The organism is Nocardia iowensis, from assembly GCF_019222765.1.
Classification (GTDB): Bacteria; Actinomycetota; Actinomycetes; order Mycobacteriales; family Mycobacteriaceae; genus Nocardia; species Nocardia iowensis.
The window spans coordinates 3522683-3536276 of sequence record NZ_CP078145.1 but is presented as its reverse complement, the minus strand read 5'-3'; the positions used below and the strand labels follow the sequence as shown (position 1 = coordinate 3536276).

Here is a 13594-nt window from a genome sequence, read left to right as displayed (position 1 = left end):
ACCGTTTCCCTATACGAACTCTGTTGTACAGCAACTGATGTAAGCGGTGCCGATGCCAATTATATTGGTAGAAGGGTTATCTCGTGATACGCAGCGAAGTTGACAAGTTGAACATCGCCCGCGAGCATCAACGCAGGTTCACATTTCGGTCGATTGCCTATCGCAGGCCGTTGCGCCACCGCGACTTTCGGCTGTTACTCGGCGGAGCTGCGGTGAGTCAGGTCGGCGCGCACGTGACCCTGGTGGCGCTACCGCTGGTCGCCGTGGTCTACCTGGAGGCGTCCGCTTTCGAGGTGGGCCTGCTGACCGCCGCAGAGACCGCCGCGTTCCTGCTGATCGGGCTTCCCGCCGGAGCGTGGGTGGATCGGATGCGGCGGCTGCCGATCCTCATCCGGGCGGATCTGGTGCGCGCGGCGGTGATGGTCAGCGTTCCGCTGGCGACCGTGGCCGGGAGGCTCACCATGGTGCAGCTATACGTGGTAGCACTGACTACCGGTGTCGCGACGGTGTTCTTCGATGTCGCGCATCAGAGCTATCTGCCGCGTCTGCTGCCGCGGGACCAATTGGTCGCGGGCAATGGGGCTTTGGAGACGGCACGGTCGGCGGCCCAGGTGGCCGGGCCCGGACTGGGTGGCTGGCTGGTGCAGGTGTTGGGAGCGCCGCTGACGATCCTGGCGAACGCGCTCGGCTACCTGGCGTCGGCACTGTTCCTGCGAGGTATCCGCACGCGCGAGCCGCAACCGGAACCTACGCCGGGCCTCTCATTGCGCAGCCAGGTGGCCGAGGGTATCGCCTTCGTTGCGCGGCACCGGATCCTGCGCATGATCGCCATGGCGACAGCGGTGGCGAACTTCTTCACGGCTATGTTGGTCTCGGTCCAGACGGTTTTCCTCGTCCGCGTCCTCGAATTGCCTCCTGCCGCTTTGGGATTGCTGCTTTCGGCGGCGGCGGTGGGTGGACTCGGCGGTGCGCTGTTCGCCGGGGCGGCAGCCCGGATGGTCGGGCAGGCCAGGGTCATCTGGCTGTCGACGGTTGTCACGGGCCCGTTCGCGCTGCTGTGGCCGCTGGCCGGGCACGGCGCGGTGGCCGGTTGGTTCGCGCTCGGTTCGGGTGTCGTCTTCTTCGGTGCGGTGGTCTACAACGTGGCTCAGGTCAGCTTCCGCCAATTGTTGTGTCCCGATGAGCTGCTGGGGCGCGTCAACGCCACACTGCGCTTCATGGTCTGGGGCACGATGCCGCTCGGCGCGCTGGCCGGAGGTGCCATCGCGGGAGCGGCCGGGCCGCGCACGGCCGTCTGGGTGTGCGCGGTCGGAATGCTCGCCGTGCCCGTGCCTTTGCTGCTTTCCCCGTTACGTCGACTGCGGGATCTTCCCGATCCGGCTGCCGATGCGGACCGGTCGATGCAGTCTTCGAGACGGACGTCCTCATCGCTATGACTTCACATATCAGCATCACCGCTGGATACCTCGCCCGATACCGGCAGGTGGCCGAGAGCGGCGACCCGGCCCGAATACTCCCGGTCACCGGTGCCCAACGCCGATTCCTGCTTGCCCGTCACCTCAGGCCGGGCGGGCGGCCCGATCTCGTCCCGCTGTTCTTCTCTTTCCCCCACGGCACCGTCGACGCAGACCGGTTGGCTTGCGCCGCAGGTTATTTGGCGGCCACCCACCCGGCGTTGCGGGCCCGTCCCGCAGTGCTGCGGGGTACGCCGGTCCTGCGTCTGGTCGACGACCCCGCCGTCCCCGTGATCCGCGTGGTGCCCGCCCCCGAGGAGACCGTCGACGACGCCCTGCCCCGGGCGCTGGCCGGATGGGAGGCCGCGGGACCACCGTTGCGGTTGTTCCTCGCGGAGGACATCGCGAACGCCACGGAGATTCTGGCGATCGTCCTGGACCATGCCGCGTGTGACGAACAGTCGTTGGGCCGGATACTGGGTGATCTCTCCACCGCCTATCGGGCGGGTCTCGGGCCAGGGGCGATCGCCGTCTCGTCGGTGGCGGAGTACCGCGAAAGCGTGAATACCCAACTGGCAGTGGAGGAACGCGCGTCGGGCACGCGCTCGGTCGACTATTGGATGCGACGCCTCGCCGACATCAGGCCCGGTGGCCCGGGCCCGCGCGGGGACGATAGGACGGTCGGGTCCGCCCTGCATCGGTTGCCGATTACGGACGGCGGGCGGGCGACTGCCTTCCCCGTCCTGCTCGCCGCCTGCGCCGCGGCTGCCCGGGTGGTGCACGGGTCCGCTATTCCGCTACTCGGCTATCCCTGGGGCGGCAGACCGGCGGCCGCACCGGCGGTGCTTGGGTCCTTCCTCAACACCGTGGTCCACGCCGCCCGGACAGTGGATCCGGAGGCCACGGCCGACGTCTGGTGGGACGATCTCGATCACGCGGACACCCCGTTCGACGAGGTGGCCCGCGCGGCCCGCAGCGCAGGCGCGCCGTGGACCGGCACGCTCGACGGGCTGCTCACCTTCGAGGACCTCACCCACCGTCCGCCGCTCGAGTTGGGCGGGGTGACAGGCCACGAGATCCACATCGACGGACGTCCGATCCAGGCTCCGTTCGTCGTCTCCGTCTCCTACGACACCGAGCTGCTCGTCCGGATGGCCTGGGATCGCGGTGCCGTCGCGGACGGACCGGCACGGGAAGCGTTCGCCGAAATGCTCGCCGGGCTACGCCCGCACGCCCGCTCGACCACCTAGGCCGACCTAGCTCGCATACGCCTTTATCTCTTCGCCGCGCCCGATCGGCAGGAGCCGCGGATTGCCGTGCTGTCCCATCCCACCTCACCCAAAAGGATCGATAATGTTCGGACTCTCTCCCTCACAGGAGATCGTGTGGCTACACGAGCAGATGCTGCCCAGTAGCCGCGCATACAACTTCACTGCCACCCTCGATCTGTGGGGGCAACTCGACGAGCAGGCACTGTGTGCCGCGTTGACCGGTGTTCTCGACCGCCACCCGGGGCTGCGGCTGGAGCTCGTACCGCAGGATTCGGCCGGGACGGCTCCCCGGCAGCGCGTGAGCGAGCAGTGCGTCCCTCGTATCCGCAGCGTCGACCTGTCCGGGACGGACGATCCGGAAACCGCTTTCGAGGAACTCCTGCGCGCCGAGGCCGAGGAGCCGCTGGACACCTTCGAGGCTCCGCTCCTGCGCTGGTGCCTGGCGCGGCTCGGCGAGAACCACCACAGGCTGATCCACGTCGAGCACCATCTCGTCCACGACGGGCGCTCGTTCGCGATCGTGTTGCGCGACCTGTTCATCCTCTACCGGGCGCGGGTGCTCGGCGTGGACGCCGAGCTGCCCATCCCGGGCTCGTACGAGCGGTACGTGGCGGCGATGTCCGATCCGCGGCTCCGAGCGCGCGACGTGGAATCGCTGGCTTACTGGAAGAACGTCCTGCGCGATGCCGCGTTCGATCTGCCGCTGCCCGGGCTGGCCCGGCTGGGAGTGCAGCGACGCCATGCCGGCGGGCAGTTTCGCCAGGCGATCGGGGCCGATCTCGCGGAGCGGCTGCGTGCCAACAGCCGCGACCGCGGGCACACGCCTTTCGCCACGCTGCTCACCCTGTTCGGCGAATTGCTGCGCCGCCACAGCGGCCGCAGCGATCTCGTGGTCGGCACGGCCGTGGGCAATCGACCGGACGGCTTCGAGGAGACGGTCGGGATGTTCGTCAACACCATCCCGCTGCGGCTGCATCTCGATCCGGTGGCGGCGGCCGGCGAGACGGTCGACGAGGTGACCGACACGCTGCTGCGCGCCCTCCCCCATCAGCAGCTGCCGGTCCAGGAGCTCACCCGGTCCCTGGGCCTGCACACCCACGGCGCGGACAATCCGCTGTTCTCGGTGATGTTCAGCGCCCACGACGCGGTGCTGCCGGAAATCGAGGTGCCCGGCCTGGAGGTGACGCTGTTCGAGGGATTCAACACCGGCACAACCCGTTTCGACCTCGACCTGGTGCTGCTACCCGACGACCGCCGCACGGTCGGGCTCCGCCACGGCGCGCCCGGGATGACCCTGGTATGGGACTACGACCGCGACCTGTTCACCGAGAACAATGTGCGGCTGCTCTCGGGCCGCTTCCTCGACCTCCTGCGCGCGTATCTCCTCGCTCCCGACGCACCACTGGCCGCTCTCGCTGCTCCGGTCCTGCCGCCCACCGACACTGCACCGGTCGAGGTGCGGCCGGACGAGGTGCTCGACCCGCTCCGCCGTCACGACCCTGCCCGGACCGCGGTAGTCGACGGCGGGCGGACACTCACCTACGGGGAGCTGGATCGCGGAGTCGAGGCGCTGGCGGACCGGTTGCGCGCGGCCGGTGTGACGTCGGGTGCGCCGGTGGCAGCCGTGCTGGGGCGCGGCACGGACACACTCGTGACGCTGCTCGCCTGTCTACGGATGGGCGCGGTGTACTGTCCGTGCTCGCCCGATGACCCGCCCGCGCGATTGGCGGCGCTGCTGCAACGTCTCGACCCGGCGCTGGTGCTCACCACTCGGGAGGGTGCGCTCGCCCTGCCCGCCGAGGGACTGCCGGTCGCGCTGGTGGGCGAATCCGGTTGGCCCACAGCACGATCGGCGCGGTTGATCGAGGGGGCGGCGTATGTCATCCACACCTCAGGTTCGACGGGGGTGCCCAAACCTGTGGTCGTTGGCCGCCGCGCATTGGCCCACCACGTCACCGCTGTGGCCGGACGGTTCGGACTGACGGCCGAGGATCGGGTGCTGCTGTTCGCGAAGCCGTCGTTCGATGTGGCCCTGGAGGAGATGCTGCCGCCGCTGCTGGTCGGGGCGAGCCTGATCGCTCCCCGGCGGGAGGTACCGACGGCTCCCGAACTGGTCGCCGTGCTCGCCGCCCGCCGCGTCACCGTCGCCAATCTGCCGACAAGTTATCTGCTGGCGGCGCGTGCCGAGGTGTGCGAGGCGCTGCGCGATGGGCGCTGGTCACCGCGACTGATCGTGCTCGGCGGGGAGCGGCTGCCGGTCGAGGCGCTGCGGGAGGTGCTCGACACGACCGACGCCATCGTTCTCAATGCGTACGGCCTGACCGAGGCGACGATCACGTCGACCGTGCACGAAGTGGACCGCACGGAGACCGCACTCGCGGAGGTGCCGCTGGGGACCGAGCTGCCGGGCGTGCGCGTCCACGTTCTGGATGCCGGGACGTATCCGCTGCCGACGGGTGCCGTGGGCGAATTAGCCGTCCAGGGTGTGGGATTGGCCGAGGGGTATCTGGCGGACGAGGCGGCCACGGCCGCCCGTTTCGTGACCGTGGAGGCGCTGAACGGCGAACGCGTCTATCTCACAGGCGATCTCGGTTATCGTGACGAGTCGGGCCTGCTTCGTTTCCTGGGTCGCCGGGACAATCAGATCAAGCTGCGCGGCTACCGCATCGAACCGGAGGAGATCGAGGCCGCCGCCTCGGCAGAGCTCGGTGGTCTCTCCTGTGCAGTCGTCCTCGACACGGAGAGTTCGACCGGACCTCGGTTGGTCGGGTTCGTCGAGAGAACCGAGGTGGACGACCGGGCCCTGCATGCGGCGCTGACGCGGCGGTTGCCGACGGCACTGGTGCCGGGGCACTGGGTGTGCCTGGAACCCATACCGATGTTGCCCGGCGGCAAGCCGGACCGCCGGGCGCTGGCCGCACTGGCCGCGGCGCAGGAAGAACCGGCGCAAGTATCCGATACCGACGCGGTCTCGGATCCGCAGGTGAAGCTGATTGCCGAGGGCTGGCGCGAGGTGCTCGGGCACGACCGGTTCACGGCGTCGTCGCATTTCTTCCAGGTGGGCGGGCATTCGCTGCTCGCCGCCCAGCTCGCGGCCTGGCTGGAACCCCGTCTCGGGGGGCGGCCGCCGATGCGGGTGCTGTTTCAGAATCCGATCCTCGCCGACCAGGCTCGTGCGGTGCGAGGAACCTCGGTGATCGTGCCCGAGACGAGCGCCAGCGAGGTGACGGCGTGACCACGGCCCGTCTGTCCACGCCCTCGTCGGTGCTCGAGGACGAGCACCGAGAATTGGTCGACGCCTTCGAATCGTTCGTCTCGCGGGAGCTGGTACCGCTCGCGGCGGAGCTGCCGGAGACCACGGACTCACCGCCCGCCGATCTGCGCGCCTATGTGCGCCTCCGCTCGGCAGGGCTGGGCTTCTACGCAGGTGATCACCCCGCGGAGCTCGGCGGCTCCGGTATGCCGTTCACGGCCGTGGTGCTGCTGCATCAGGCGGCCGGGCGCAGCGGTTGCCCGCTGGCCCCGTACGCGCTGGCCGGCTCCGACGGGCCAAGCCCCCTGCTGCGCCACGGCACCGAGGAACAGATCGAGCGGTACCTCGAGCCGCTGGTCCGTGGGGAGGCGGTGCGCTGTCTGGCGCTGACCGAGCCGCACGCCGGTTCCGACGCGTTCCGGCTCACCACCCGCGCCGTCCGCGACGGTGACGGCTGGGTGTTGAACGGTCGCAAGACATTTGTGAGCAACGCCGACCGCGCCGACTTCGCGATTCTCGTCGCCGCCGTCGCCGACCAGGGTCCCACCGCGTTCGTCGCCGGTATGGACACCCCGGGACTGCGGATCGGGCAGCGGTACGACGGGATGTCGGGCGAACCCCTTTTCGAACTGGTGCTCGACGAGGTGAAGCTGCCCGCGGACGCGGTCATCGGCGGCGAGAAAGGTATCGGCGCGGCTCTCGGCACCGGTATGGACAGCCTGTCCCGAGGCCGCCTGGTGGTTGCCGCCCAGTGCGACGGCATTGCCGAGTACGCGCTGCGGCTCGGTGTCGAATTCGCCCGTGAGCGAAGGGCATTCGGCGAACGTATCGCTGCGTATCAGCACATCCAGGAACATCTGGTCAGCAGCCGCGCGGAGGTGGAGGCCGCGAAGCTGCTCACCCTCGCCTGTGCCCGGCTCGTGGATGCGGGTACCGAAGCCCCGGAGAACGCCGCGCTGGCCAAGCTCACCTCGTCGGAGACCGCAATGCGCGTCGTGGACCGGGTCCTGCGGGTGCACGGCGCAACCGGCTGGGTGCGCGGGCATCCGCTCGAATTCCTGTACCGATACATCCGCATGATGACGATCATCGAGGGCACCTCCGAGATCCAGAAAGTCATCGTCGCCCGGGCCATGGGCCTCGGCTGAGCCCCTTATCTTTTGCCGACAACGGAGGAAATATGAACCAGCACGAGGTGCTCAGCGTCGAGTACGGCGCGACGTACACCGACGAGGCCTGGGATGTGCTCGACCGTTTCGAGCACTGGGTCGCCACCACGCCCAAGGCGATCGCCGTCGAGGACGGCACGAACACTTGCCGCTACGCCGAATTGAGCGGTCTGGCCGACCGCATCATGCAGGCGCTGGCCGATCGGATACGCCCCGGACAGTTGGTAGGGGTGTGCCTGGATCGGTCGGTGGCACTGGTTGCCGCCGCGGTGGCGGTCGCCCGGCTGGGTGCGGTCTACCTGCCGCTGGGGCCGCGTCCCGGCGAGCGGCGGCTGGCGGCGGTGACCGACCGTCTGCCGGTGACCTGCCTGATCGGCACACCCGAACTGCTGCCCGCGGGGTACGCGGATACAGCACCGCAAACACTGCCGATACCGGGCGAACAGGTGGTGGCCGGCTTCGCCGCCGCGCCTGCGCGCCCGGCTGTGCCCGAAGGCACGTTCTACACCGTGCTCACCTCGGGGTCGACCGGGATGCCGAAGGCGGTCGCGGTCGGCCGCTCATCGTTCGGGACGCTGCAGCGCTGGTACGCCGAGCGAACCGGCTCGGGTCCAGGTGATCGGCACAGCCTGCTGATCGGGGTCTCCTTCGACCCGCACGTCAAGGAGCTGTGGGCCGCCCTGACCACCGGCGCCGCGCTCAGTGTCGCGCCGCAAGCGGTCCGGTGGGACCCGGTCGCACTCACCGACTGGTGGCGCAATGCCGGTGTGACACTGGCGATTCTGCCCACCCCGCTGGCCGAGTTGGTCCTCGATCGGCCTTGGCCCGACCTGCCGGCGCTGCGCCGCCTCGAGATCGGCGGCGACCGGTTGCGCCGTTGGCCCGCAACAGATGTCACGGCCGTTGTGGACAACGCCTATGGGCCTGCCGAGGCGACCGTACTGACCACCGTGCACACCCTCACACCGGCCGACCCCGACCCCGGCGCCGGCGCGCCGCCGATCGGCCGTCCGCTGGCCGGGGCGGTCGTCTGTGTGACCGATGACCAGGGACGGCTGGTCACCCGCGGTGAATCCGGTGAACTGTGCATCGGCGGATCCTGCCTGGCCCTCGGCTATCTGGATGCGGGCCTGACGGCCGAACGGTTCGTCCCCGCACCGCCCGGGGTGCGCACCGACCGCGTCTACCGCACCGGTGACCGGGTGCTGATGCGGGCCGACGGCGTGCTGGAATTCCTCGCACGGATCGACGACCAGGTCAAGGTGAGCGGGGTGCGAATCGAACCGGCAGAGGTGGAGGCCGCGTTCGAGCACCATCCTCAGGTACGGCGCGTCGCGGTCGCCGCCCAGCGCCAGCCGGACGACACGGTACGGCTCGTCGCGTTCGTCCAGCCGGTCCCCGACGAGCCATGGCCCGACACCCGAGAATTGCTGCGAAAAGCACGGGACTGGCTGCCGGAGCAGGCGGTACCTGCCACGGTCCGCCTTGTCGATGCCTTCCCGCTCGATGCCAACGGCAAGGTGGACAAGGCAGCGCTGCTGGCGGCGCTGCCGTCCGCCGACCTTGCGTCGACGGACGCAGGACCGGCGACGGTCACCGAGGACGTGGTGCTCGGGCTCTGCCGGAAGCTTTTGGACAGCAACGAGATAGGACCGCTCGACAACTTCGTCGCGGCCGGCGGCACCTCACTGCTCGCCGCCCAGTTGCTCGCCGCCTTGGAAGACACCTTCGAGGTGCGGCTGCGAGCGCCCGAACTGCTGCGTCAGCCCGACCTGCGACACCTCGCCGCGCTGGTGGATACCCGATGCGCCACGAGACCGCTACCGGCAGGTGCCTGACATGACCGAATCGGAGACAACAGCAACCATGTCCAGCACGACGGCATCCATGGTGGACCTCATCACCAGCCACGCCACCACCGCCCCGAACGCCCTCGCGGTGTCCGACGGTGAAACGTACCTGACCTACCGGGAATTGGTGACCAGCGCCGCGCGGCTCGCCGCCGCGCTGCGCGAGCGCGGCCTGGAGCACGGGCAGGCGGTCGGGCTGTTGGTGCCGCACTCGGTCCGGGCCGTGGTGGCCCAGCTCGCCGTGTGGTGGGCCGGCGGCTACTACGTGCCGCTCGATCCCGCCTATCCGGCGGCACGCCTGCACACGATGACCGCGGCCGCCGCTCTCCTCGTGGGCGACGCAAACCTGTTGGCGGACAGGGCAATACCGGCCGAACGCGTCCTGGCACTCGCGGAGACCGACGACACGTACCCCGAGCCGATTCCCGCGGCGCTCCTCGCACCGGACACCATCGCGTACCTGCTCTACACGTCGGGATCGACCGGCGAGCCCAAACCGGTCGCCGTACCGCACCGGGCCGTCGCCACCCTGTCCGCCCAACCGGAATACGTCACCGTCACCGCCCGTGACCGGGTGCTGTACCACTCGCCGATGACCTTCGACGCCAGCATGTTCGAAGTGTGGACCCCACTGGCCAACGGGGCCGCCGTGGTGGCCTCCACCGCCGACCGGCACTCGCTCGACGGCCTCGCTGCCGACGTGCAGCGACTCGGCGCCACGGTGGCGATGTTCACCACCTCGCTGTTCCACCACCTCGCTGCCCGGCGCTCGCCGATCTTCGACGTGCTGCGCACCGTCGTGGTCGGTGGCGAGCAGCTGTCGGCCCAGCACGCCCGCACGGTGCTGCGCCACCGGCCCTGGCTGGAGTTGGTCAACGGCTACGGTCCGACCGAGGCCACCACGTTCGCCACCGCTCACCGGGTACGGGAAACCGACTGCGCGGGCCCGCCGCCCATCGGCCGGCCCATCCAGGCGGCGACCGCGGTCGTCCTCGACGAACACGGTGCGGCGGTCGCCCCGGGCGAGCAAGGTGAACTCTGGCTCGGCGGTGCCCGGTTGGCCCTCGGCTACCTCGGACGACCCGAGTTGACCGCCGAGCGGTTCATCGACCACCCGTCGGCGGGGCGGCTGTACCGCACCGGCGACGTGGTCTCGGCCCGCCCGGACGGCACCCTGGACTTCCACGGCCGCGTCGACGATCAGGTCAAGGTTCGCGGCTACCGGATAGAGCCGGCCGAGATCGAGCACGCTCTGCGGGGACATCCTCGAGTGGCGGATGCCGCCGTGGTAGTACAACATCCGACGCCGGACAACGCACTGCTGACCGCCTTCCTGGTCCCGGCCGAAGGACACTGCCCCGACGTGACCGAGCTGCGTGAGCATCTGGCAGGCCGACTCCCCGCCCACCTGGTGCCGAACGCCTGGCAACTGCTGCCCGAAATGCCGCTCACCGCGCACGGCAAACTCGACCGGCGGGCACTGGCCGTACGCCCACTGGATACTCACGGCAAACTCGACCAGCAAGCACTGGACGAGCGCCCGCCGAGCACAGACGCGCCAGCGCCCGAAGCTCGCGACCTCACCCCAATCCAGCAGGCAGTGGCCGAGGTCTGGGCGCGGGCACTGAATCACGACATCACCGACCCCGCGGCCGATTTCCTGGGCCTTGGTGGGCACTCCCTCATGGCCCTCGGCATCGTCGAGGACCTGCACGAGGACTTGGGCGTAAAGCTGTCGCTCGCCGATTTCCTTGCCGCCCAGACCCTTTCGGGCGTCGCCGCGCTCGTCGAACAGGCCCTCCGCAGCGAACCGGAGCTGGTTCGATGACCACCGCCGCGCACCGCGAACAAGAGGAATTGCTTCGGCTGGCCCGCGAGCACGCCAGGAACCGGGCGCCCGTGCCGCCCCGGCCCGCCGGACCCGCGCCGCTGTCGCACGCTCAGCGGCGAATGTGGTTGATGGACAGACTGAGTCGGGCCGGGGCCGCGTATCACGTACCGTTCGCGACCCGGTTGCGCGGACCGCTCGATGTGGCGGCGCTCGAACGGGCCTTGACCGCCCTCGTGACCCGGCACGAGGTGCTGCGCACGCGATACGGGCAGCGAGACGGCGAACCGTACCAGGAGGTGGTGGCTCCCCAGCCGGTGCCGGTGACCGTGGTGGATGCCGACGGCGACGGCAGCCGACAGCTCGCGGAGGAGGCGGCTGGCCGCTTCGACCTGACGACCGGACCCGTGCTGCGCACGCTGGTCGTCCGGCATGGACCCGAGGACCACACCGTGTTGCTGACGCTGCATCACATCGCGGTGGACGGTGGTTCGCTCGCCCTGCTCGCCGATCAGCTCGGCGCACTGTACGAGCAGGTTCGCGACGGCCGTCCCCTCACCACGGAACCCGCCCCCAGCTACCTGGAGTTCGCTCGACGCGAGCGGGATCGAGATAGTTCCGCCGTCACGCACTGGGCCGAGCGCCTCGCCGGTGCCCGGCCCGTACCGCTCCCCCGCCCGAGCACATCCGCCGGTCCGCGGCGCGGCGAAGGACGCACGCTGGCGGCGCCATTGCCGCCGGACGTGATGGCCGGACTCCGGCGAACGGGAAAGGCATACGGGGCCACGGTGTTCACGGTGGTCCTCGCCGCGGCCTTCGCGGCCCTGCACGAGATCACCGGCACCGACGACATGGTCATCGGCTGCGCCAGCGGCCAACGCGAACGGGGCCTGGTGGGTTTGTGCGTCAACACCCTGCCGATTCGGGTGCGATGGGCGGGCGCCCGGGACGCCGGTGCGCTGTTGCCGCGTGTCCGCGCGGCGCTGCTGGACGCTCAACACCACCGCGATACCCCGTTCGACCTCATCGTCGAGCGCCTGGGCGACGCGGGCCGGGACCGGGAGGGCAACTCACTTGTCGATGTGAGCCTCGACGTCCTGGGCGACCCACCTGCGCTGCGACTGCCCGAATGCACCGCCGAACCGGTCGAAATCGACCTCGAGGCGGCCAAGTTCGGTCTCGCCCTGTGTCTCGAGGAGACGACCGGCAACGGGCCGCGCTGTGTGCTGCGGTACGACCGGACCCGCCTGGACGAACAGACCGCGCATCGACTGCTGCGCTCGTTCGCGAACCTGCTGCAGGGCATGGCCGCCGATCCCGTTCTGCCACTGCCCTATCCGCGTGTCGAGGCGATACTGCGAAACCGGCCGGAGGTCGCCGATGCCGTGGTGCTCCCTCGCGACGGGACGCGGCCGCTCGCCTACGTCGTACCCAGCGGCACCGGATCACCGACCCCCGACCGGCTACTCACCGCACTGCGGGCACGACTCGAACCGGCCGCGGTCCCGCTCGCGGTAACCGTGCTCGACGCGCTGCCACGCTCGTCCGACGGCACGGTGGACCGCTCACGGCTCCCCGGTGCAGCGGAAACAACCGCCGCGCCGGTCCGTCCACTGAGCGAGCGGGTACAGCTGGTCATGGCGGCGTTCGGTGAGGTTCTCGGCGAAATCCCCGGGCCCGACGGTGATTTCATCGCACTCGGCGGACAGTCCCTGATGGCCGTGCGACTCGCCGAGGACCTGCGAGCGCGGTTGCGGCTGCCACTGACGGGACTCGACATCCTGGAACACCGCACTCCATCCGCACTCGCGGCCCTGCTCGACGAGCGGGCCCGGCAGCGCGAGCAGAGCGCACCCGCCCGCCGACGGTCCGGGACACGGCCAGGAACCGTACTGGTCACCGGTGCCACCGGGGGTGTCGGGGCGTTCATAGTCCGGGAACTGGTCGCACGCGGCCACCCGGTACGCGCCCTCGCGCGCCCGGACTCGGCGCACCTGGTCCACGGCTCAGATATCGAGGTGGTCGAAGGGGAACTCGCCGACCCGGACAGCCTCCGGGCCGCCGTATCCGGCGCCGACGCGGTGATCCACGCCGCCTGCACATTCACCGCGCCGGACGTGGACCGCGCCGCCATGCGCGCTCTGCTCGACGGCTGGCAGCACGGCCCGTTCGTCTTCGTCAGCAGTATCGACGCCTACGGTCAGCCCACGGGTACGTCCGTGGCCGAGGGCGCCGCCACGGAAGAGCCGCTCAGCCCATACGGCAGAGCCAAACTCGACTGCGAGCAGATGCTATGGACCGCCTCGGCCGAGGACCGCGGTGCAGGCTGCGCGGTGCGCGCACCAATCGTATGGGGACCGCACCCCCGACTACGCGACCAATTACGTTGGGGAGCAACGGGATCGCTGTTCCAGGCGGTCCAGCACGGCGGAACGGTCCCGCTACCGGACGACGGCTGGTACGGCACCCCATGGGTGCACGCCGCCGCCTTGGCACGCGCAATCGTCGCCTGCGCCGAACGCCAAGTCCACGGCGTCGTGAACGCCATCGGCGGACACATCCGCTGGGCAGAACTCGCCACCGAACTCGCCCAACTCCTCGACACCAGCGCCGAACCCGTCCGCACCCCCGGCCCCGCCCTGCCCGAGCTACGCCGCGCACCGCACTTCGATGCACAAACACTCGCCGCACACCTGGCAGAGCAACCAGGCGAGGACTGGAGATCAACGATCAGGGCCATGCTAGGCGGGGTGGTGTGCTGATAGCTCT

7 protein-coding genes are annotated in these 13594 nt (G+C 69.8%); all 7 read left to right on the top strand.

The genetic code is table 11. The annotated features are described in order from the left end of the window. Positions 1–83 precede the first annotated feature (83 nt). The 7 genes from KV110_RS16320 (at position 84) to KV110_RS16290 (ending at position 13587) form a co-directional block, all read left to right on the top strand. A complete protein-coding gene (locus KV110_RS16320) occupies positions 84–1436 on the top strand; it encodes an MFS transporter (RefSeq protein ID WP_218477036.1) in 1353 nt (450 codons plus the stop codon). After that, complete coding sequence (locus tag KV110_RS16315) at positions 1433–2704, top strand: hypothetical protein (RefSeq protein WP_218477035.1); 1272 nt, start codon at positions 1433–1435, stop codon at positions 2702–2704. The genes KV110_RS16320 and KV110_RS16315 overlap by 4 nt, the downstream gene beginning before the upstream one ends. 103 nt (positions 2705–2807) lie before the next feature. Beyond that, positions 2808–5960 carry a non-ribosomal peptide synthetase gene (locus KV110_RS16310; RefSeq protein ID WP_218477034.1) on the top strand — a complete coding sequence of 1051 codons (3153 nt, stop codon included), beginning with the start codon at positions 2808–2810 and terminating at the stop codon, positions 5958–5960. Continuing rightward, complete coding sequence (locus KV110_RS16305; protein WP_218477033.1) at positions 5957–7126, top strand: acyl-CoA dehydrogenase family protein; 1170 nt, start codon at positions 5957–5959, stop codon at positions 7124–7126. The genes KV110_RS16310 and KV110_RS16305 overlap by 4 nt, the downstream gene beginning before the upstream one ends. Positions 7127–7158: 32 nt before the next feature. Then, positions 7159–8985: an AMP-binding protein gene (locus KV110_RS16300; RefSeq protein WP_218477032.1), complete on the top strand. Its 1827-nt coding sequence runs from the start codon at positions 7159–7161 to the stop codon at positions 8983–8985. 1 nt (position 8986) lies between these two features. Continuing rightward, entirely contained in the window at positions 8987–10825 is a 1839-nt protein-coding gene (locus KV110_RS16295; protein WP_218477031.1) for a non-ribosomal peptide synthetase, read from the top strand. Next, positions 10822–13587 carry a condensation domain-containing protein gene (locus tag KV110_RS16290; RefSeq protein ID WP_218477029.1) on the top strand — a complete coding sequence of 922 codons (2766 nt, stop codon included), beginning with the start codon at positions 10822–10824 and terminating at the stop codon, positions 13585–13587. The genes KV110_RS16295 and KV110_RS16290 overlap by 4 nt, the downstream gene beginning before the upstream one ends. Positions 13588–13594 lie beyond the last annotated feature (7 nt).